Source organism: Streptomyces sp. NPDC002564 (assembly GCF_042889645.1).
In the GTDB taxonomy this organism is placed as follows: domain Bacteria; phylum Actinomycetota; class Actinomycetes; order Streptomycetales; family Streptomycetaceae; genus Streptomyces.
In genome coordinates this window covers 487352-508999 of the sequence record NZ_JBIARE010000007.1, presented here as the reverse complement: position 1 = coordinate 508999, position 21648 = coordinate 487352, and the positions used below count along the sequence as shown (strand labels likewise).

The 21648-nt window shown below is 71.0% G+C and carries 15 protein-coding genes and 1 pseudogene; 12 read left to right on the top strand and 4 right to left on the bottom strand.

All coding sequences use genetic code 11. The annotated features are described in order from the left end of the window. The first annotated feature begins 50 nt into the window (after positions 1 to 50). Positions 51 to 2207 (top strand): IucA/IucC family protein, encoded by a 2157-nt coding sequence (locus ACFYXE_RS26295; RefSeq protein WP_389316195.1) that lies wholly within the window; start codon positions 51 to 53, stop codon positions 2205 to 2207. A gap of 40 nt (positions 2208 to 2247) precedes the next feature. Continuing rightward, entirely contained in the window at positions 2248 to 4245 is a 1998-nt protein-coding gene (locus tag ACFYXE_RS26290; RefSeq protein ID WP_389316193.1) for an ATP-dependent DNA helicase, read from the top strand. Between the two features lie 176 nt (positions 4246 to 4421). Here ACFYXE_RS26290 and lexA read toward each other — a convergent pair whose 3' ends face one another. Then, positions 4422 to 5207: a transcriptional repressor LexA gene (gene lexA, locus ACFYXE_RS26285; RefSeq protein ID WP_030778599.1), complete on the bottom strand. Its 786-nt coding sequence runs from the start codon at positions 5205 to 5207 to the stop codon at positions 4422 to 4424. 496 nt (positions 5208 to 5703) lie between these two features. Between lexA and nrdR the strand changes: the two genes are divergently transcribed. Both nrdR and ACFYXE_RS26275 read left to right on the top strand, forming a co-directional pair. Beyond that, positions 5704 to 6249, top strand: a complete 546-nt coding sequence (gene nrdR, locus ACFYXE_RS26280; protein ID WP_062773713.1) for a transcriptional regulator NrdR — start codon at positions 5704 to 5706, stop codon at positions 6247 to 6249. Positions 6250 to 6386: 137 nt separating this feature from the next. After that, positions 6387 to 9284 (top strand): vitamin B12-dependent ribonucleotide reductase, encoded by a 2898-nt coding sequence (locus tag ACFYXE_RS26275; RefSeq protein WP_361165923.1) that lies wholly within the window; start codon positions 6387 to 6389, stop codon positions 9282 to 9284. 198 nt (positions 9285 to 9482) lie between these two features. On the opposite strand, the gene ACFYXE_RS26270 is transcribed toward ACFYXE_RS26275, so the two are convergent. Continuing rightward, the gene (locus ACFYXE_RS26270) at positions 9483 to 10064 is read right to left on the bottom strand and encodes a TerD family protein (RefSeq protein WP_389316189.1); all 582 of its coding nucleotides are present in this window, start codon (positions 10062 to 10064) and stop codon (positions 9483 to 9485) included. Positions 10065 to 10334: 270 nt separating this feature from the next. Here ACFYXE_RS26270 and ACFYXE_RS26265 point away from each other — a divergent pair, with 270 nt between their 5' ends. Further along, positions 10335 to 10940 carry a YdbC family protein gene (locus ACFYXE_RS26265; protein WP_389316187.1) on the top strand — a complete coding sequence of 202 codons (606 nt, stop codon included), beginning with the start codon at positions 10335 to 10337 and terminating at the stop codon, positions 10938 to 10940. A gap of 112 nt (positions 10941 to 11052) precedes the next feature. Here ACFYXE_RS26265 and ACFYXE_RS26260 read toward each other — a convergent pair. After that, positions 11053 to 11658: pseudogene (locus tag ACFYXE_RS26260) on the bottom strand (TetR/AcrR family transcriptional regulator C-terminal ligand-binding domain-containing protein); the annotation flags it as partial. 348 nt (positions 11659 to 12006) lie between these two features. Here ACFYXE_RS26260 and ACFYXE_RS26255 point away from each other — a divergent pair. The 4 genes from ACFYXE_RS26255 (at position 12007) to ACFYXE_RS26240 (ending at position 17426) form a co-directional block, all read left to right on the top strand. After that, positions 12007 to 13617: an ABC-F family ATP-binding cassette domain-containing protein gene (locus tag ACFYXE_RS26255; RefSeq protein ID WP_389316185.1), complete on the top strand. Its 1611-nt coding sequence runs from the start codon at positions 12007 to 12009 to the stop codon at positions 13615 to 13617. 34 nt (positions 13618 to 13651) lie between these two features. After that, positions 13652 to 14311 (top strand): phosphoglycerate mutase family protein, encoded by a 660-nt coding sequence (locus ACFYXE_RS26250; RefSeq protein ID WP_361178926.1) that lies wholly within the window; start codon positions 13652 to 13654, stop codon positions 14309 to 14311. Between the two features lie 12 nt (positions 14312 to 14323). Further along, positions 14324 to 15229: an ADP-ribosylglycohydrolase family protein gene (locus tag ACFYXE_RS26245; protein ID WP_389316182.1), complete on the top strand. Its 906-nt coding sequence runs from the start codon at positions 14324 to 14326 to the stop codon at positions 15227 to 15229. Between the two features lie 382 nt (positions 15230 to 15611). Beyond that, on the top strand, positions 15612 to 17426 hold the full coding sequence (locus tag ACFYXE_RS26240; protein ID WP_389316180.1) for a DUF4153 domain-containing protein: 1815 nt from the start codon (positions 15612 to 15614) through the stop codon (positions 17424 to 17426). Between the two features lie 155 nt (positions 17427 to 17581). Here ACFYXE_RS26240 and ACFYXE_RS26235 read toward each other — a convergent pair whose 3' ends face one another. Then, positions 17582 to 19141 carry an MFS transporter gene (locus ACFYXE_RS26235; RefSeq protein WP_389316178.1) on the bottom strand — a complete coding sequence of 520 codons (1560 nt, stop codon included), beginning with the start codon at positions 19139 to 19141 and terminating at the stop codon, positions 17582 to 17584. A 139-nt stretch (positions 19142 to 19280) separates the two neighbouring features. Between ACFYXE_RS26235 and ACFYXE_RS26230 the strand changes: the two genes are divergently transcribed. The 3 genes from ACFYXE_RS26230 (at position 19281) to ACFYXE_RS26220 (ending at position 21455) form a co-directional block, all read left to right on the top strand. Continuing rightward, the gene (locus ACFYXE_RS26230; protein ID WP_389316176.1) at positions 19281 to 19919 is read left to right on the top strand and encodes a TetR/AcrR family transcriptional regulator; all 639 of its coding nucleotides are present in this window, start codon (positions 19281 to 19283) and stop codon (positions 19917 to 19919) included. A gap of 119 nt (positions 19920 to 20038) precedes the next feature. After that, positions 20039 to 20740: a ribonuclease HII gene (locus ACFYXE_RS26225; RefSeq protein WP_389316174.1), complete on the top strand. Its 702-nt coding sequence runs from the start codon at positions 20039 to 20041 to the stop codon at positions 20738 to 20740. 79 nt (positions 20741 to 20819) lie between these two features. Beyond that, a complete protein-coding gene (locus ACFYXE_RS26220; RefSeq protein WP_389316172.1) occupies positions 20820 to 21455 on the top strand; it encodes a hypothetical protein in 636 nt (211 codons plus the stop codon). Positions 21456 to 21648: the final 193 nt, after the last annotated feature.

Genomic DNA, 21648 nt, shown 5'->3' with positions numbered 1-21648 from the left:
CTTCTAGTACACCGCTCGACCCGATCCGGTTCCCTCCCCGAGGAGTCCCCGTGCCGAATCCGTCCGCCGGCCAGCTTCCCCGCCCCTCGACCGAGCTGTACGACCCGCCCGAGCTGAACCGGGAAAGATGGCGGGAGGCGGGGCGTCGCCTGCTGGCCAAGATGATCGGCGAGTTCGCGTACGAGCAGGTCATCCGGCCGGTGCCGGTGGGGGAGACGGTCCCGGAAGGCGATCCCGGGGCGCAGCGGGTCGAGGGTGCGGAAGGCGGGGCGGAGGGGGAGGACGAGGACGGCTTCCCGGTCGGCGACGGGCGTGCCGTCACCTATCGGCTCCACCTCGACCCGCCCGAGCCGGCGGACACTCCCGCGTCCCAGGAGCGGCGCGGCGCCCTCGCCGTACCCGAGCCGGGCGGCCCCCTCGCGGCTACCCAGCCGGACGGCGCCCCCACCTCCTCCGGGCCGGGCGGTCCCCTTGCGGCTCCCGAGCCGGACGGTGCCCCCACCTCCCCCGCGCCGGACAGCCCCCCTGCGGCTCCCGAGCCGCACCGCGCCCCCGCCGCCCCCGGCCAGAAGGTCCCGAGCGCCTGCCTCACCTTCCGTGCCCGGCGGGGCGCCTACGGCAGTTGGTACGTGGACCCGGCAGGCGTGACGCTCGCCGAGGGCGACGCGCAGGCGGTGCCGTTCGGCGACCCCCTGCGCTTCCTCGTCCTCGCCCGCAGGACCCTGGGGCTGGACGGCGCCACGCTCGGCCACCTCATCCGCGAGCTCACCGTCACCCTCAGCGCCGACGCGCGCCTCGGCCAGACGGCACTCGGCGCGGCCCAGCTCGCCGACCTCGGCTACGCGGAGCTGGAAGGGCATCAGACCGGGCACCCCTGGCTCGTCCTCAACAAAGGACGGATCGGCTTCTCCGCCGTGGACACCGACCGGTGGGCGCCCGAGGCCCGCCGCCCCACCACGCTCCCGTGGATCGCCGTCCATACCGGCCTCGCGGCCTACCGAGGCGTGGCGGGGCTGGACTCCGCGCACCAGCTGTACGCCCGTGAGCTCGCCGAGGACACCAGAGAAGCGTTCGCCGCCTTGCTGCGCGCCCGCGGGCTCGATCCCGGTGCGTACCTCTACCTGCCCGTGCACCCCTGGCAGTGGGACGAGGTGGTGCTGCCGCTCTTCGCCCCGTCCATCGCCTCGGACGCCATCGTTCCGCTCTGCGCCGACGCCGATCTGCGTCTTCCCCAGCAGTCCATCCGCACGTTCCTCAACGTGTCACGCCCCGACCGGCACACCGTGAAGCTCCCGCTTTCGGTCCTCAACACCCTCGTGTGGCGCGGCCTGCCGACCGAGCGCACCCTCGCCGCGCCCGCGGTCACGGCGTGGATGCACGCGCTGCGCGACGCCGACCCCTTCCTGCGCGACGAATGCGGCGTGATCCTGCTCGGCGAGGTCGCGTCCGTGACCGTCGAACACCCCGTGTACGACGCGCTGCCCGAAGTCCCGTACCAGTACAGGGAACTGCTGGGCGCCATCTGGCGCGAGCCGATCGGCCGCTACCTCGCCCCCGGTGAACGCGCCCGCACCCTCGCCTCGCTCACGCACACCGACCCCGCGGGGCGCGCCTTCGTCGTGGAGCTCGTGGAACGCTCGGGGCTGACCCCGCAGACGTGGCTGCGTCGTCTCTTCGCCGCCCTGCTGCCGCCCCTGCTGCACTTCCTCTACCGCTACGGCACGGTGTTCTCCCCGCACGGGGAGAACACGATCGTCGTCTTCGACGATCAGGACGTGCCGGTCCGGCTGGCGGTGAAGGACTTCGTGGACGACGTCAACGTGAGCTCCGTACCGCTGCCCGAGCAGGACTCCATGCCGGACGACGTGCGTGAGGTCCTGCTCACCGAGCCGCCGGGATTCCTCACCCAGTTCATCCACTCGGGCCTCTTCGTAGGCGTCTTCCGCTACCTGGCACCCCTGTGCGAGGAACAACTCGGTGTCCCGGAGGCCGATTTCTGGCCCCTCGTACGGGCGGAGATCCTCCGGCACCAGGCGCGCGCTCCGGAGCTCAAGGAGCGGTACGAGATGTTCGACCTGCTCACCCCCCGTATCGAGCGGCTCTGCCTCAACCGGAACCGCTTGCACCTCGACGGGTACCGCGACCGGTCCCAGCGCCCCCACGCCGCCGTGCACGGGACCGTGGCCAACCCCCTCCATCAGCTGTGATCGCGGGAATGTCAGTGGGGCACCGTAGGGTGGTCGCGCTATGACGAAGCCCTCCCTCCCCGAGCTCCTGCACGCCGCCGTCACCGCCGTCGGCGGCACGGAACGCCCTGGCCAGGTGTCCATGGCCGAGGCCGTCGCCGAGGTCATCGACGACGGCTCCCACCTGCTGGTCCAGGCCGGTACCGGCACGGGCAAGTCCCTCGGCTACCTGGTGCCGGCCCTGGCCCACGGCGAGCGCGTGGTGATCGCGACGGCCACCCTCGCGCTGCAGCGCCAGCTCGTGGAGCGGGACCTGCCGCGCACGGTGGACGCACTGCATCCGCTGCTGCGCCGCCGCCCCCAGTTCGCGATGCTCAAGGGCCGGTCGAACTACTTGTGCCTGCACCGCCTCCACGAAGGCGTTCCGCAGGACGAGGAGGAGGGGCTCTTCGACCAGTTCGAGGCGGCCGCCCCCACGAGCAAGCTGGGCCAGGACCTCCTGCGGATGCGGGACTGGGCGGACGAGACCGAGTCCGGCGACCGCGACGACCTCACCCCGGGCGTCTCCGACCGCGCCTGGTCGCAGGTGTCGGTCTCCTCCAGGGAGTGCCTCGGCGCGTCGAAGTGCGCCTACGGAGCGGAGTGCTTCGCCGAGGCGGCCCGCGAGCGCGCCAAGCTCTCCGACGTCGTCGTCACGAACCACGCGCTCCTGGCCATCGACGCCATCGAAGGCGCCCCCGTCCTGCCCCAGCACGAGGTGCTGATCGTGGACGAGGCCCACGAGCTGGTCTCCCGGGTCACCGGCGTGGCCACGGGCGAGCTCACCCCGGGACAGGTGACCCGCGCCGTGCGCCGCGCGGCGAAGCTCGTCAACGAAAAGGCGGCGGACCAGCTCCAGACCGCCTCGGAGGGCTTCGAGCGGGTGATGGAGCTGGCTCTGCCGGGCCGCCTGGAAGAGGTCCCCGAGGACCTCGGGTACGCGCTGATGGCCCTGCGCGACGCGGCCCGCACGGTCATCACGGCGCTCGGTTCGACCCGGGACAAGTCCGTCCAGGACGAGGACGCGGTGCGCAAGCAGGCGCTCGCCTCCGTGGAGTCCATCCACGGCGTGGCGGAGCGCATCACGAACGGCTCCGAGTACGACGTCATCTGGTACGAGCGCCACGACCGCTTCGGCGCCTCCGTGCGCGTGGCCCCCATGTCGGTGTCCGGGCTCCTCAGGGAGAAGCTGTTCACCGACCGGTCGGTGGTCCTCACCTCCGCCACGCTCAAGCTCGGCGGTGATTTCAACGGTGTGGGGGCCTCCCTCGGCCTGGCTCCGGAGGGCACCGAGGCCGAGGACGTCCCCGTCTGGAAGGGCCTCGACGTCGGCTCGCCCTTCGACTACGGCAAGCAGGGCATCCTGTACGTCGCCAAGCACCTGGCCCGGCCGGGACGCGAGGGCACCCGGAGCGACATGCTCGACGAGCTCGCGGAGCTGATCGAGGCGGCCGGCGGGCGCACGCTCGGTCTGTTCTCCTCGATGCGCGCCGCCCAGGGCGCGGCGGAGGAGCTGCGGGAGCGCCTGGACATGCCGATCCTGCTGCAGGGCGAGGAGACCCTCGGAGAGCTGATCAAGGGCTTTGCGGCGGACCCGAAGACCTGCCTGTTCGGGACGCTCTCGCTGTGGCAGGGCGTGGATGTGCCGGGTCCCAGCTGTCAGCTGGTGGTCATGGACAAGATCCCGTTCCCGCGTCCCGACGATCCGCTGATGAGCGCCCGCCAGAAGGCGGTCGACGAGGCGGGCGGGAACGGCTTCATGGCCGTCGCGGCGACCCACGCGGCCCTGCTGATGGCGCAGGGCGCGGGGCGTCTCGTACGGGCGTCCGGGGACCGCGGCGTGGTCGCCGTCCTGGACCCCCGGCTGGCCACCGCGCGGTACGGCAACTACCTGCGGGCCTCGCTGCCCGACTTCTGGTACACGACGGACCGTAACCAGGCGCGCCGCTCGCTCGCCGCGATCGACGCCGCGGCGCAGGCGGCGAAGGCGGAGGACGCCGAGGAGGCCCAGGACGGCTGAGGACGTCCCTCGGGGTTCGCCCGTCGGGGGGCTCGTCCGTCGGGGCTCCCCGAGGCCCCGACGTCGGCGGTGGTACCGGTCCGACGCGGGCCGGGACCTGGCGCGGTCGCACCCCGAACACAGCAGGGCCCCGGAACCGGCGCAGTTGGTTCCGGGGCCCGGTCAGGGGCGGAGGTTCACACCCGCCGCAGCACCGCCACGACCTTGCCGAGGATCGTCGCCTCGTCGCCGGGGATCGGCTGGTACGCGGAGTTGTGCGGGAGGAGCCAGACGTGGCCGTCCTCGCGCTTGAAGCGCTTCACCGTCGCCTCGCCGTCCAGCATGGCGGCGACGATGTCGCCGTTCTCCGCGACGGGCTGGCGGCGCACCGTGACCCAGTCCCCGTCGCAGATCGCGGCCTCGATCATCGAGTCACCGACGACCTTGAGGACGAAGAGCTCGCCGTCGCCCACGAGCTGCCGGGGGAGCGGGAAGACGTCCTCCACCGACTCCTCGGCGAGGATCGGGCCACCGGCCGCGATACGGCCGACGAGCGGCACGTACGAGGCGGCGGGCTTGCCGGTGGTGTCGGTGGGCTGGCTGCTGGGCTGGTCCGAGCCCCGCACCTCGTACGCCCGCGGGCGGTGCGGGTCGCGGCGCAGGAAGCCCTTGCGCTCCAGAGCCATCAGCTGGTGGGCGACGGAGGAGGTGCTGGAGAGGCCCACCGCCTGACCGATCTCCCGCATCGACGGCGGGTAGCCGCGCCGCTGCACGGAGTCCCTGATGACCTCGATCACCCGGCGCTGCCGGTCGGTGAGTCCCGAGCTGTCCGCCCGGATGCCTGGAGGTCGGCCCGGCAGGGAGCGGGTGGGCTTGGGCCCCTCCTGGTTCGTGGCTGCGTCATTCATGGCATGCACCGGCTCGAGTCGGCTCTGGGAGCGGTCCTGGGCAGTGATGGTGGCGCTGTCTGCGGTGGTGGTCACGTCGGTCGGCCCCTCTCGAGATGTTCTCTCCCTAGCTAGCCAACGGTAGTTGCTTTCGAAAGGTTGCGCCAAACACACGTTCGAGTGAAAAACCGCAGATTGCCTGCCGTGATCATGTGTTTGGGTGTATGGCTGACGCTCGGGCCGAACGGCATTTCGGTTCATTACGGTACGCTTCACCGCCGGGGCGATGGCCCCCTCAGTGGGGTCCCCATATTGCCACTCGGCGCCCCGCCGGCCCGGCACCGGCCCCCTGTCCCGAGCGGCGCGAGGGGGTGCGGCGGGCGCCCGGCGTCGTGCGGGGCGCCGCGACACGCACGGGGCCCAAAAAGCGGCCAAACCCCAGATCTAGTGGTTGGATTGCATCAGCGGCCCAGAAGTTGTGGTCCCTGGTCTTTCGGGGCCGCTGGGATCGCCTATGCTTGGGGCTGCTTCGAGGGCCTCCAGGGTCCGTTGAGGCCTATGAGTCGTGCCGTGAAGGAGGGTTGGGAGTTTCATGCACTGCCCCTTCTGCAGGCACCCCGACAGCCGTGTCGTCGACAGCCGCACCACCGACGACGGCACGTCGATCCGCCGTCGCCGTCAGTGCCCCGACTGCTCCCGTCGTTTCACGACCGTGGAGACGTGCTCACTGATGGTGGTCAAGCGCAGCGGCGTGACCGAGCCCTTCAGTCGTACGAAGGTCATCAACGGCGTCCGCAAGGCGTGCCAGGGGCGGCCGGTGACCGAGGACGCCCTCGCTCTGCTCGGCCAGCGGGTCGAAGAGGCGGTGCGGGCCACCGGAAGCGCCGAACTGACCACGCATGACGTGGGCCTTGCCATACTCGGTCCGCTGCAGGAGCTCGACCTCGTCGCCTACCTGCGCTTCGCGTCCGTGTACCGGGCCTTCGACTCGCTCGAGGACTTCGAGGCGGCCATCGGGGAGCTGAGGGAACAGCGGCTCGACGCGGAGCCGTGCGACGCGGGCGGAGAGCGCGTCGTGAACGACCGCGGGCCCGGAGGGACTGTCGAAGTCCCGGTGCCCGCCACCGCCGCCGACTGACCGGCTGACCGACCGGCCGGCGGCGAACCAGACCTGTTGAGGGTGTCCTTTGTGATGCCCGCAACATCAGACACACATCCGTGCCACGGGAAGAACGTGGCACTTCAGGGCGTTTTAGCCTGATACAGGGAGGCGGCATGACCGAGACGACGAGCGGCCCGGCACGAGGTTCCCGCGCCAAGGGGTCCAAGGCCAGCAAGGGTCTGCGTATCGAGCGCATCCACACGACCCCCGGCGTGCATCCGTACGACGAGGTGGCCTGGGAGCGCCGTGACGTCGTCATGACCAACTGGCGCGACGGCTCGGTCAACTTCGAGCAGCGTGGCGTCGAGTTCCCCGACTTCTGGTCGGTGAACGCGGTCAACATCGTCACCAGCAAGTACTTCCGCGGGGCCGTCGGTACCCCGCAGCGCGAGACCGGCCTCAAGCAGCTGATCGACCGCATCGTGAAGACCTACCGCAAGGCCGGTGAGGACTACAACTACTTCGCCTCGCCCGCCGACGCCGAGATCTTCGAGCACGAGCTGGCGTACGCCCTCCTGCACCAGATCTTCAGCTTCAACTCGCCGGTCTGGTTCAACGTCGGCACGCCCCAGCCGCAGCAGGTGTCCGCCTGCTTCATCCTGGCCGTCGACGACTCCATGGAGTCGATCCTCGACTGGTACAAGGAAGAGGGCATGATCTTCAAGGGCGGCTCCGGCGCCGGCCTGAACCTCTCCCGCATCCGCTCCTCCAAGGAACTGCTGTCCTCCGGCGGCAACGCCTCGGGTCCCGTCTCCTTCATGCGCGGTGCCGACGCCTCCGCGGGAACGATCAAGTCCGGTGGCGCCACGCGCCGCGCGGCCAAGATGGTCATCCTCGACGTCGACCACCCCGACATCGAGGGCTTCATCGAGACCAAGGTGACCGAGGAGGAGAAGATCCGCGCCCTGCGCGACGCGGGCTTCGACATGGACCTGGGCGGCGACGACATCACGTCCGTCCAGTACCAGAACGCGAACAACTCGGTCCGTGTGAACGACGAGTTCATGAAGGCCGTGGAGTCCGGCTCCAAGTTCGGCCTGCGGGCCCGCATGACCGGTGACGTCATCGAGGAGGTCGACGCCAAGTCGCTCTTCCGCAAGATGGCCGAGGCCGCGTGGGCGTGTGCCGACCCCGGCATCCAGTACGACGACACCATCAACGCCTGGCACACCTGCCCGGAGTCCGGCCGGATCAACGGCTCGAACCCGTGCAGCGAGTACATGCACCTGGACAACACGTCCTGCAACCTCGCCTCGCTGAACCTGATGAAGTTCCTGAAGGACGACGGCCTGGGCAACCAGTCCTTCGAGGCCGAGCGCTTCTCGAAGGTCGTCGAGCTCGTCATCACCGCGATGGACATCTCGATCTGCTTCGCGGACTTCCCGACCCAGAAGATCGGCGAGAACACCCGCGCCTTCCGCCAGCTGGGCATCGGCTACGCCAACCTCGGCGCCCTGCTGATGGCCACCGGTCACGCGTACGACTCCGACGGCGGCCGTGCCCTCGCCGGGGCCATCACGTCGCTGATGACGGGCACCTCGTACAAGCGTTCCGCCGAGCTCGCCGCGGTCGTCGGTGCCTACGACGGCTACGCCCGCAACGCCACGCCGCACAAGCGCGTCATGAAGCAGCACGCCGACGCCAACGCCTCGGCCGTCCGCGTCGACGACCTGGACACGCCGATCTGGGCCGCCGCCACGGAGGCCTGGCAGGACGTCGTCCGGCTCGGCGAGAAGAACGGTTTCCGTAACTCGCAGGCGTCCGTCATCGCCCCGACCGGCACCATCGGTCTGGCGATGTCCTGCGACACCACGGGCCTGGAGCCCGACCTCGCCCTGGTGAAGTTCAAGAAGCTCGTCGGCGGCGGCTCGATGCAGATCGTCAACGGCACCGTGCCGCAGGCCCTGCGTCGCCTGGGTTACCAGGAGGAGCAGATCGAGGCGATCGTCGCCCACATCGCCGAGAACGGCAATGTGATCGACGCCCCGGGCCTGAAGCCCGAGCACTACGAGGTCTTCGACTGTGCGATGGGCGAGCGCTCCATCTCCGCGATGGGCCACGTGCGCATGATGGCCGCGATCCAGCCGTGGATCTCCGGCGCCCTCTCCAAGACGGTCAACCTCCCGGAGACCGCCACCGTCGAGGACGTCGAAGAGGTCTACTTCGAGGCCTGGAAGATGGGCGTCAAGGCGCTCGCCATCTACCGCGACAACTGCAAGGTCGGCCAGCCGCTCTCCGCCAAGAAGAAGGAGGAGGCGAAGGCCGAGATCACCGAGAAGACCGAGGACACGATCCGTGCCGCGGTCGAGAAGGTGGTCGAGTACCGCCCGGTCCGCAAGCGCCTCCCCAAGGGCCGTCCCGGCATCACCACCTCCTTCACGGTGGGCGGCGCCGAGGGCTACATGACCGCCAACTCCTACCCGGACGACGGTCTGGGCGAGGTCTTCCTGAAGATGTCCAAGCAGGGCTCGACCCTCGCGGGCATGATGGACGCCTTCTCCATCGCCGTCTCGGTCGGTCTGCAGTACGGCGTGCCCCTGGAGACGTACGTCTCCAAGTTCACGAACATGCGCTTCGAGCCGGCCGGCATGACGGACGACCCGGATGTGCGGATGGCGCAGTCGATCGTCGACTACATCTTCCGCCGCCTGGCGCTCGACTTCCTGCCCTTCGAGACGCGCTCCGCGCTCGGCATCCACTCCGCGGAGGAGCGCCAGCGCCACCTGGAGACGGGTTCGTACGAGCCCACGGAGGACGAGGTCGACGTCGAGGGTCTGGCCCAGTCCGCCCCGCGGCAGACCGAATCCCTGAAGGCCGTCGCCACGCCGAAGGCCGAGGCCGAGACGGTCAAGCCCGCCCCGCAGCAGGCGCACACCAGTGCCGAGCTCGTCGAGATGCAGCTGGGCATCCAGGCCGACGCCCCGCTGTGCTTCTCCTGCGGCACGAAGATGCAGCGGGCCGGCTCCTGCTACATCTGCGAGGGCTGCGGCTCGACCAGCGGCTGCAGCTGATCACGGGTTCGTCCCGGCGGCGGGCCTGAATCCGGGTCCGCCGCCGGAGTGAAGTGACCGCCGAGGGCGGTGGTGCCGATGTCCCGGCACCACCGCCCTCGGCGCGTGCGGGCACGCACGTCGGGGAGTGCTTCAACGGGAGTGGGGCCGTACGGAAAGCCGCGAGGGCTCGTACGAGAAGTCGGGGTGCGTCGGTCGTCAGTGCTCGCTGCCCATGAGGGCGGCGAACGACGTCGGATCGGCGTCGAAGCCCCGGACGACCTGGCGGAACGACCATGCGCCGGACGCGTCCCGGGTGAACTCGGCGACCGTCGAAGCGGTGCTCCCGGAGACGGACGCCAGGTCGGTCTGCGCGAGGTCCGTATGGCCTTCGCGGATCCGGACCGCGGTGTTCGGGATGTCGCCGAACACCTTCTCGTCCGTGTGCTGCTGTATGGCCACGCCCACCACGACCCGGCCGAACGTGGCCGCGAGCCGGTCCAGCTCCAGGACCATGACCTCGTCGAAGCCGAAACCCTGTCCCGTCCTGCTGTCCCGGTTCAACGTGATCGTCCCGTCGGGGGAGCGGCTGTCGAAGTGGACGAGATACACGGGGCTGCCGTACGGGGCGTCCGCCGCGTATGTCGCGGCGATGATGTCGAGGTCGTTGGGCGCCGTCCCGGCCGGGCTCGGATCCCACTTGAGCCCGACTTCGACCTTCTTGATTCCCTTGCTGACACTGCTCATTGGACTTCCCCCTCCTCGTGACCTGGCCGCTGCGGATTCACCAGGCGCGTCCAACGTCCACGCTACGGCGTACGACTGACAACGGCGTACCTTTCCTGGTCAAAGGGCCGGGCAACCGGGCCTGTCACGGGTCCGGCCGGCGCATCGACGCCGGAAGGCGGTTCCGGTCGGGAGAGTGAACGGACCGTTCCTGTGGGCGAATCGAGCGCTTCTCTCGGTCGTCGGTTCGGTATCGCGCGGTGCTCCGTCGATTCCGCGGTGCTGATCCGGATGCACTGCGCCGGAGCGTGACCCGGGCCGCGCCGCGCGCCGTACGATGGCGCGGTGCTGGTCAAGTGGAATCGCTGCACCGTGGTCGACCGCCGGGGGTTCGAACGCGGGCAGCGAAAGTGGGCGGGGTTGTTGGGCGAGCCGGGATTCCGGGGGCAGGGCGGGGGGTGGAGCCGGGGTCGTGCCGGTGTCGCTCACGTATTCGCCTTCTGGGAGAGCCGGGCCTTCTACGACTCCTTCATGGCCCGCTCCCACGACCGCCTCGCGGCTGCCCAGGCGGGCACCTTCAAGGACCTCCAGGCCAAGCTCTTCGACCACCGCTTCGACGTGAAGACCGGCTTCGAGCCGCGCTTCACGGACGCGGACGTGCTGCGCGTGGCGCACTGCCGGGTCCGTGAGCCGCGCGTGGAGCACTTCGCGCTGATGCAGGAGAAGGTGTGGAACCCCGCGATGGCCGGCTCGCCGGGCATGGTGCGCGGGCTGTTCGGCGAGGCGCCCGGGCACGAGTTCCTCGTGCTCTCCATGTGGCAGTCCGCGGCCGAGCACGGCAAGTACCGGGCCGAGCGGGTGGAACGCCTGTCGCTGCGGGCGCAGACGGAGGCGGACGTCTCGGCGCTCGCCGGGGACATCGTGCAGTTGGAGCCGTCGTGGACGGTGTGATCCGGGGCCGGTCCTCTCAGGTTTCCCATTTCCCACGTCCGCTCTTCTCGCGGGCGGGTGCGACCGCCTTTCGTTCGTGAGCTGCGACGGCCCTTCGTGAGCGGTGGTCCCGTCAGCGCTGCGTGAAGGCTCCCTCGCGGGTGGCGGCGAGGGCCGCTGCCGCCGACTGGTCGGCCAGCTCCGTGCCGATCGGCTCGCGAGTGATGAACACGCGGAGCAGCAGCGGGGCGGACACGGCGCGGACGAGGGCCGCCGCGTCGGTGTCCGGAGCCGCCTCGCCCCGGGCCACGGCCCGTGCGACGACCGCCTCGCACCGGCGGAACCGCTCGGCGTAGAAGGCGTGCAGGGCGTCGGCGGCCCGCGCCGACTGGAAGGCGGCGGCGACGAAGGCGGTGGGTGCCGCGGACGCCGTGTCGTCGGAGAAGGAGTCGACCACCTCCCGGGCCAGTTCGCGCAGGTCGCCCTCCAGGCTTCCGGTGTCCGGCGGGGTCCACGTGTCCTCGCCCGCCATGGCCAGCGCGTCGGCGACCATGCCTTCGAGGCCGCCCCAGCGGCGGTACAGCGTGGTCTTGTGCACGCCCGAGTGGTCGGCCACGTATTCGACGGTGAGCCCGGGGTATCCGTGGTCGGCCAGGCCGCTCAGCACGGCGTCGCGGACGGCTGCGCGGGTACGGGCCGTGCGGCCGCCGGGGCGGCGGGTTCCTGGAGCGGCCGAAGGCGATGCCGCCGCATCTTCGCCCGGCCCCGCGGATCCGTCCGCCGAGGGCGGCGCACCCGGCCCGGCGCCGCGTCCGGCGCCGTGTGCAGCGCCGTGTGCAGAGCCACGTCCGGCGTCGCTCCCGCCGTTCCGCGCATCGCTGGGAACAGCTGGAACAGCCTTGTCAGCCATCTGTTCTCTCCTCTTCGCCGCTCTTCGCCGCCGCCCGCCCCGGGCTTGCTCCGCGGGCCGCCCGGAAAATAACTGCAACTCGTGTTGCGTTAGCTGGATCAGTCTGCCACACTCGTCGTAATGCGACTGCGGTTGCGTTAGGTCGATGGGGTGTACCGACGGGGGAGCGAGGTCCTTTTGCCTACTCAGATTTCTTTGCACGACGTGACCAAGGCACGTGGGGAACGGCTGCTGCTGGACGCGGTGTCCCTGACGATCCGGCCGGGCGAACGCATCGGCATCGTGGGGGAGAACGGCGCGGGGAAGTCCACGCTCCTGCACCTGATGGCCGGTGACGAGCGACCCGACGAGGGTGAGGTCGTGACCGTCGCCGAGCGGGGGGCCGGACTGCTCGCGCAGACTCCTCAGCTGCCCGCGGACGACAGCGTCGGCAACGCGATAGACGTCGCCCTCGGTGAACTCCGCTCGATGGAAGGGCGGTTGCGTGATCTCGAAGAGGGGCTCGGCTCCGCCACCGAGCGCGAGCTGGGTGAGTACGGCGACCTCCTGACCGCCTTCGAACTGCGGGGTGGCTATGAGGCGGACGCCCGTGTGGACAAGGCCATGCACGGACTCGGGCTCGCTCACATCGGCCGGGACAGGGCCCTGGGCAGCCTGTCGGGCGGTGAACAGGCCCGGCTCGGCCTCGCCTGCCTCATCGCGGCGGCTCCCGAGGTCATGTTCCTGGACGAGCCGACCAACCACCTCGACGAGGAGGCGCTGGACTGGCTCGAGACCGCCTTGGCGGCACACCGCGGGACCGTCGTCGCGGTCTCGCACGACCGGACGTTCCTGGAGCGGGTGACCACCGCGATCCTCGAAGTGGACGCCGACCGACGGTCGGTGGTGCGGTACGGCGCGGGCTATCAAGGGCTCGTGGCGGAACGGGCGGCGGCCAGGATCCGCTGGGAGCAGCAGTACGCGCAGTGGTGCGAGGAGGAGAGCCGCCTCCAGGACTTCATGGCGACCACGGCCCACGCCGTCGCCGGTGGCCGGGACATGAAGGACAACAACAAAATGGCCTACGACCGCGCCGGCGGACGGGTCCAGGCCTCCGTCGCCGGACGCGTGCGGAACGCGCAGGAACGGCTCCGCAGGATGCGGGAGCACCCGGTCCCGAAGCCTCCCGAGCCGCTGAGGTTCACGGCGCGCCCCGCCCTGGGCGCCGTCGAGGGGGCCCTGGTGACCCTGCGGGACGTGCGGGTGGGGGAGCGGCTCGCCGTGGACGCGCTCACCGTCTCGGCCGGCGAGCGACTGCTGATCCACGGGGGCAACGGCGCGGGGAAGTCCACGCTGCTGCGCATCATGGCCGGCGTGCTCCCGCCCGACGAGGGCACCGTCGTCCGCAGAGGCCGGATCGGCTACCTCGCCCAGGAAATACCGGTGCGGCGACCCGCCGACCCCGTCCTCGCCGTGTTCGGCAAAGGGCTCGGGCTCACCGAGGACGAACAGCGCGAACTGCTCCTCTCCTACGGGCTGTTCCGGCCCCGTGACCTGCATGTCCCGGTGGGGTCCCTGTCCGCGGGCCAGCACCGGCGCCTGGCCCTGGCTCGGCTGCTCGCCAGACCCGCCGACCTCCTGCTGCTCGACGAGCCCGCCAACCACCTGGCGCTCGGTCTCGTCGAGGAACTGGAGACGGCACTCGACCAGTGGGCGGGAGCGCTCGTGGTGGTCTCGCACGACCGGTTGCTGCGTCGGCGCTTCACGGGACGAATACGCCGGATGGAGTCCGGACACCTACCCGACTGAGCGTCGCACCCGGCACCCGATCTAGGGTTTCCGTATGGCACGCCCGCGGCGCATCATCCTGGTCCGGCACGGCGAGTCGGCGGGCAACGCCGACGACACCGTGTACGAGCGCGAGCCCGACCACGCGCTCGCACTCACCGAGACCGGGTGGTCCCAGGCCGGGGACACCGGCAAGCACCTGCGGGAACTGCTCGGCAGAGAGCGGGTGAGCGTCTACGTCTCGCCCTACCGACGCACCCACGAGACGCTCCAGGCGTTCCGGCTCGACCCCGAGCTGGTGCGGGTCCGGGAGGAGCCGCGGCTGCGGGAGCAGGACTGGGGCAACTGGCAGGACCGGGACGACGTACGCCTGCAGAAGGCCTACCGCGACGCCTACGGACACTTCTTCTACCGCTTCGCCCAAGGAGAGTCGGGAGCGGACGTCTACGACCGGGTGGGGTCCTTCCTGGAGAGCCTCTACCGGAGCTTCGAGGCCCCGGACCACCCGCCGAACGTCCTGCTGGTCACGCACGGGCTCACCATGCGGCTGTTCTGCATGCGCTGGTTCCACTGGTCGGTGGCCGAGTTCGAGTCGCTGTCCAACCCGGGGAACGGAGAGATGAGGATGCTGGTCCTCGGCGAGGACGGCAAATACACACTGGACCGGCCGTTCGAACGCTGGCGCGAGCCCGAGCCGTACGGCGTCACCGGATAGAGTGGCAGAGCGATGATCGCTGACTCTTCTCCCGACCGGCGCCTCGAGCGCGCTCTGGCCAGCCTGCGCGGACTGGCGGTGGGGGATGCGCTGGGCTCACAGTTCTTCGTGCCCGCGCGCTACCCCCTGCTCAAGCGCCGACAGCTGCCCGACGCCCCGTGGCAGTGGACCGACGACACGGAGATGGCCTGTTCCGTGGTGGCCGTCCTCGGCGAGCACCGCAGGATCGACCAGGACGCGCTCGCGCGGTCCTTCGCCGAGCACCATGACGTCGACCGTGGCTACGGACCCGCCGTGAACCGGCTCCTGCGGCAGGTCGGGGAGGGCGGGGACTGGCGGGAGCTGGCGTCCGCGCTCTTCAAGGGCCAGGGCTCCTGGGGCAACGGCGCCGCGATGCGGATCGCCCCGCTCGGGGCCTACTACGCGGACGACCCGGAGCAGGCGACGCACCAGGCGGAGATCTCCGCGTATCCCACGCATCAGCACCGGGAGGCGGTCGTCGGCGCGATGGCGGTCGCCGCCGCGGCGGCGCTGACGGCAGCCCCCGTGGCCCCCACGCCGAGGGAGCTCCTCGACGGTGTCATCGCGCTGGTGCCTCGGAGCGCCGTGGGAGCGGGGCTGCGCCGGGCGCGGGACATGCTCGACTACGGCGACACGGGGACGGTGGCGGCGGTTCTGGGCTGCGGTCGTCGTACGACGGCCCACGACACGGTGCCGTTCGCGCTGTGGTCGGCCGCTCGGGGCCTCGGGTCGTACGAGCGGGCCGTCTGGGACACCGCGCAGGCAGGCGGGGACATGGACACGACGTGCGCCATCGTGGGCGGCGTCGTGGCGTCCGGCGAAGGCGGAGCGCCGCCCGCGGAGTGGGTCGAGCGCACGGAGGCGCTGCCCGGCTGGCTCTCCGTCGCCGAGGTCTGAGGCCACGGCGGGCAGGGCCGGCGCCGAGTCCGAGGCCGAGCCCAAGGTCGAGCCCGAGCCCGATCCCGAGGCAAGGGCGTTCGGCTCGGCGGGGGCTCGGAAGGCTCACTGTCACGGTCGTGCCACAGGCCTGACCGCGTCGAGGGAGAGATGCGGGGCGCCCGGATACGCTGGCCCGGCCGCCAGTTGATCTTGGCTTGTGCGCGTGGAACGAGATGCCGGTCCTGTCGGTCCTGCGATCACCCTCGGGTGCCGCGGGCCGCGTGTGCACCGGTCGGGAGGGGGTCCCGTGTCTGACACACCGGCCGAACGAGACGCATCCGAGGCACCTGGATTGCGTGCATCGTCCGAGTCCGATCCCGAGCCGGGATCCAAGCCTGACGTGGGGCCGGGGCCGAAGCCCGACGCGGAGCCGGGGCCCAAGCCCGGCCCGGGACCGGGGGCGAAGCCTGACTCGGAAGCGGGGTCCAAGCTCGGCTCGGGGCCGGAGTCCGAGCTCGGCTCGGAATCGGGGTCCAAGCCCGACGCGGAGCCGGGGTCCGAGCCCGACGCGGAATCGGAGTCCAAGCTCGGCTCGGAGCCGGGGGCGAAGCCTGACTCGGAATCGCCGTCCAAGCCCGACACGGAGCCGGGGCCCAAGCCCGACGCGGAAGCGAAGATCAAGCCCGACGCGGAGGCAGGGGCTTCCGGTGGCTGGGCGTATTCGGGCTCCGGGGCGGGTGCCCCGTTGCTTGCCGATCTGCGGGCCGAGCCGCCGGCGCCGGTGCGGGCGGCGACGCTCTGGGCGGTGCTCGCCACCGGGGTCCTGAGCATGCTGCTCCTCGGCGAGGGGCTGGCGCTGAATCTGCTGATCGTCGCCGTGCCTGCCGCGCTCGCCGCCCACTTCGCGGCCGAGACGGCCGGGCGCAGGCCCCGGCCGTGGTCGTGGGCGTGGGCCGCCGGCGGGCTGGCGCTGCTGGCCGTGCCGGCCTTGAGCGACGCGGGGTGGACGTCGTTCCTCGCGATCGTCGCCGCGGTCGCGCTCGGCTCGCTCGCGCTGCACGGCAGCCGGACCTGGATCGGCATCCTCCTGAGCCCCCTCGGTCTCTACGACGGGATCTTCTCCGGCCTCCGCTGGGGCTGGCGCGGCGTGCGCGAGCGGACGAGCGGGGCGCGCGGCGCCGGGCCCGTGCTGCGGGCCGTCGGGATAGCGGCGGCGTTGCTGCTCGTCTTCGGTGCGCTGTTCGCCGGTGCCGATGCCGCCTTCGCGGACCTGCTCGGCGAGCTGATACCCGACGCCTCCCTCACCGGGAGCCCCTGGCGGGTTCTGCTGCTGATCGCGGGCATGGTCGGGGCGCTCGCAGTGGCCCGTGCCGCGGCCTCGCCGGTGCGCTGGGACCGGCTCGTGGTGAAGCCGGGGCGCGCCCGCGGCCGGGTCGAGTGGGCGCTGCCCCTGATCGTGCTGAACGTGCTCTTCGCGGCGTTCAACGCGGTCCAACTCGCCGTGCTCTTCGGCGGGTACGACACCGTCCTGGACAAGACGGGACTCACGTACAGCGCCTACGCGCGGCAGGGGTTCTGGCAGCTGCTCCTGGCGACGCTGCTGACGCTGGTCGTCATCGTGTTCGCCCTGCGCTGGGCGCCCCGGGGCGGCGCGCAGGACCGCACGCTGGTGCGCGCGGTGCTCGGCACGCTGTGCGTGATGACGCTGGTCGTGGTGGCGTCGGCGGTGCGCCGGATGGACATGTACGTGGAGGCGTACGGCCTGACCAGGATGCGGATCTCGGTGGTCGCCGGGGAGCTCTGGCTCGGCGTGATCATCGTTCTGATCATGGCCGCGGGCGTCTGGGGCGCCCGGTGGCTGCCGAGGGCCGTCGCCGCCAGTGCGGCGGCGGGGGTGCTGGCGTTCGGGCTGCTGACCCCCGACGCGTTGATCGCCGAGCGCAATGTGCGGCGCTACGAGGAGACCGGGAAGTTCGACCTGGACTACACGCGGCAGCTGTCGGCCGACGCGGTGCCCGCCCTCGACCGGCTGCCCGAGCCGGTGCGCTCCTGCGCGCTCAGGGAGATCGCCGACGACCTCGACGGCGGGGACGCCCCGTGGTTCGCGACCAGCCTCGGCGAGTCCCGGGCGCGGCGGATCATCGAGGACCGGCCCCTCCGGGTGGACGCCACCCTCTGCGGCGCGCGCAGGGACACCTCGGACACTTCGTATTGACGGCTTGACGGCTCGACGGACTGATGAAACAGCTCAGGGACGTGGTCCGCGACGTGGTCCGCGCGGGTGCGTGCCGTGAAGACGCGGAAGCCGGGCCGACCGTGGTGGCAGGGTCGGCCCGGCAAGGGCGGTGGCCGGGGTGGTGGCCCGTGCGGTCAGCCGCCCGCGGGGCCCGCCGCGCTCGCCGTGCCGGCCAGCGCGTCGAGGTCGCTCTTGCGGACCCGGATCACGACCGCGGCGGTGATCAGGGCGAGCACCGCCATGGCCGCGGCCGGGATGAAGGCGGTCGAGATGCCCTCGGAGAGCACCTCGTGGCCCCAGGGGGCGGGGAGCTCGTGGGTCTTGGCGAAGGTGGCCTTCTGTTCCGGCGTGGCGTTGGCCATGAAGTCGGCCATCTGGTCCTTGGCTTCGTTGCGGCTCGCCGTGCCGAAGACCGTGGTGAGGATGGAGAGGCCGAGCGAACCGCCCACCTGCTGCGTGGCGTTGAGGAGGCCGGAGGCCGCGCCCGCCTCGTGGAGGGCCACTCCGGAGACGGCGGTCAGGGTCAGGGTCACGAAGTTCAGGCCCATGCCGAAGCCGAAGAGGAGCATCGGGCCGAGCACGCCGCCGACGTACGAGCTGTCGGGGCCGATCAGGGTCTGCCAGCCGAGGCCGAGCGCGACGATGATCGAACCGGTCACCATGAACGGCTTGGGGCCGAGTACGGGAAGGAACTTCTGGGAGAGGGCCGCGCCGATGGCGATCACGAACGTGACCGGCAGGAAGGCGAGGCCCGCCTCGATCGGCGTGTAGTTCAGGATGTTCTGCACGAAGAGGACGATGAAGAAGAACATGCCGAACATCGCCGCGGCCAGGCTCAGCATGATCACGTAGGTGCCCGAGCGGTTGCGGTCGGCGAACATCCGCAGGGGCGTGATCGGTTCCTTCGCCCGCTTCTCGACGAACACGAAGGCGAGCAGCAGGACGACGGCGGCAACGAACGAACCCACGGTGAGGCTGTCGCGCCAGCCCTCCTCGGAGGCCCGGATGAAGCCGTACACGAGCGAGGCCATGCCGAGGGTCGAGGTCAGTGCCCCCAGGATGTCGAAGCGGCCGGGGTGGCGTTCGGACTCGTTGATGTAGAGAGGGGTGAGGACGGCGATGAGGACACCGATGGGCACGTTCACGAACAGGACCCAGCGCCAGTCGAGCCACTCGGTGAGCATGCCGCCCGCCAGCAGCCCGATCGCGCCACCACCTGCGGAGACGGCGGCGAAGACGCCGAACGCGCGGTTCCGCTCGGGTCCTTCGGGGAAGGTCGTCGTGATGAGGGCCAGCGAGGTGGGCGACGCGATGGCGCCGCCGACGCCCTGCAGGGCGCGCGCGGCCAGCAACTGCCAGGGCTCCTGGGCGAATCCGCCCAGCAGCGAGGCCGCGGTGAACAGGAGGATGCCGGCCATGAAGACGCGACGGCGTCCCAGGATGTCTCCGGCGCGGCCGCCGAGCAGCAGCAGTCCGCCGAAGGTGAGGGTGTACGCGCTGACGACCCACGTCAGGTCGGTCGTCGAGAACTTGAGGGCGCCCTGGATGTGCGGGAGCGCGATGTTCACAATCGTCGCGTCCAGGACCACCATGAGTTGGCAGGCAGCGATAACGGTCAGAGCCATGCCGGGGTGTCCCTCTCGGCGGGCGGCCCCGGGCTTTTGATTCTTCGTCAGCTGAGAGGTACTTGTCATGATCCCCCGCAAGTTCCTTAGTGAACGGACCCGTTCACTGTCCACTACGACGGTAGTGACTCCTCTTGAGTGAACGCAAGCGTTCACTGACCCTTTGTCTGTTCTCCGCCCTTCTTGCTCGCTCCATGGAGAGAAACTGATGGCTACTTCGCGCTGGACGGCCGTTCCGGCCCGGACGGCACCCCCGCCGGCATCCCCGCCGGCCTCCCCGCGGCGCCGGGGTCCCGTCCTGGAGCGGGCGATCCTCGATGCCGCCCTGGAGCAGCTCAGTACGGTCGGCTGGAGCGGGCTGACCATGGAAGGCGTGGCGGCCGGGGCGCAGACCGGCAAGGCGGCCGTGTACCGCCGCTGGTCGTCCAAGGAGGACCTGGTCGTGCACGCGCTGCGGGCCGGCCTGCCCCGGCTCGACAGCGCCCCGGACCTCGGCAGCGTCCGGGACGACCTGTTGCAGCTCTGCCGGGAAATGCGGGTGACGATGTTCTCGCGCCCGGGATTCGCGCTGCGTGCGGTGCTTCACGAATGCGACACGGCAACGGCCGAGCGCTTCCATGAAGTGATCTTCGAGGGTGTCGTCGAGCCGAGCGTTAAACTGATCAAAGAGGTCGTACGTCGTGGAATCGAGCGCGGAGAGGTCCGTTCCGGAGGAATGGACGAGTATGTCTGCGACGTCATTCCGGCCATGTTCATGTACCGCTCGAAGGTGTGCGGAAGCGAATGGCGGGACGAGGAATTCGAGGCACTGATCGACCAGGTGATGGTCCCGCTGCTGCGTGCCTGAGGGGCGGTTTCCGGACAGGATCTCCGCCTGCCTCGGAACGCCCCGCGGAGCGGCTCCCGAGCGGTGCGGCGGGCCTGGGTGTCGCGGGCCGTCCCCGGCGGCGTACGCTGTCTGGCGCCATGCCGTACGAAGCACCCACCCACACCGTCGAGCGCTCTGTGCGCGCCACCACCGGAGCGAAGATCGTCGCCGGTGTCGACGAGGTCGGGCGCGGCGCGTGGGCAGGCCCGGTCACCGTCTGCGCGGCGGTCACGGGACTGCGCCGGCCGCCCGAAGGGCTCACCGACTCCAAGCTGATCAGCCCCAAGCGGCGCACCGCGCTCGCCGAGGAGCTGGAGAGCTGGGTCACGGCACACGCCCTCGGTCACGCCTCGCACGAGGAGATCGACGCGCTGGGGATGACGGCCGCGCTGCGGCTCGCCGCGGTGCGCGCCCTGGAGGGGCTGCCGGTCCGCCCGGACGCGGTCATCCTCGACGGGAAGCACGACTATCTCGGCACTCCCTGGCAGGTTCGCACCGTGATCAAGGGGGACCAGTCCTGCATCGCCGTGGCCGCGGCTTCGGTGATCGCCAAGGTCCGGCGCGACAAAATGATGGCCGAACTGGGCATCGAACATGCAGACTTCGGTTTTGCGGCCAACGCCGGCTATCCGTCGCCGGTGCACAAGGCCGCGCTGGAGGAGCGGGGGCCCACCCCGTACCACCGGCTTTCGTGGGCGTATCTTGATGCGTTGCCCCAGTGGCGGCACCTCAAGAAGGCCCGCAGCTGGGCGGACGGAAAAGTTCCGGAAATCGAGGGTCAGCTCGGCTTTGAGTTCTGACGCTTTCCCGGCACTTCCGGTCGCACTCATGTGCCACCCGCCGACGCGAGTCGCATCGGCGTTTGATAGACAACACTTCATGCCTCTCATTCCCGAGGAGCCTCAGATTCACGAGAGTGCCCAGGGTCCCCGCACCGCGCCGACCCCCCGCCCCGTACCCGGTCCGCGTCCCGCGGCTCCGCCGCGTCCAGGCCGTCCGGGTCCCGCCCGGCCGACGCCGCCCGCGCAGCGCACGCCCCGCGACACGGCCGTCAAGCCCGGGCCGTCCGCCCCGGCTGCCACCGGCCCCTCCGATGCCACGGCCGCCACGGCCGCCACGGCCGCGGTTCCGCAGATCCAGCTCATCCCGGCCTCGGCCGAGGGCGCGCTGGACGCGGCCGAGGAAGCCGTCGACCTGCTGCTGGACTCCGGGCGCGCGCCCGGGGACGTCCTGGTGATCACCACCGGCGACGCCCACCCGTGGGCCACGCACGAGCTGTCCTTCGGCGAGACCGCCTACTGGGCCCAGCACGAGGCGGGTGACGACGTCTTCTACGCCGACGCCGCCGCGCTCACCCGTGCCGCGTCCCGGCCGGTGGTCGTCGTCGCCGTCAACGGCGGCAGCGAGGAGACCGCGGTCGCCGCGCTGCCGACGGCGCTCGGCCGCGCGAGCACCCTGCTGATCGTCTGCGGCGACCCGCAGCGCATCAACTCGATGCTGGGCGCGGGCGTCTGACACCGGCGTCCCGCGGTCGGCTCCCGATGCCGGCCGCGCGGTCGTGCCGTGCGGACGTCGTCCTGTCCGTCGGCGCCCTGCGGCGCCGGGCGGGCAGAAGCACGGTGTGACGGTCCGGGCTTGCCCGGTGCGGGTTCGGCCGGGCCCCGCGGGTGCCGGTCCGTGCCGTGCGTGCGGCTCCCCGGGAGCCATG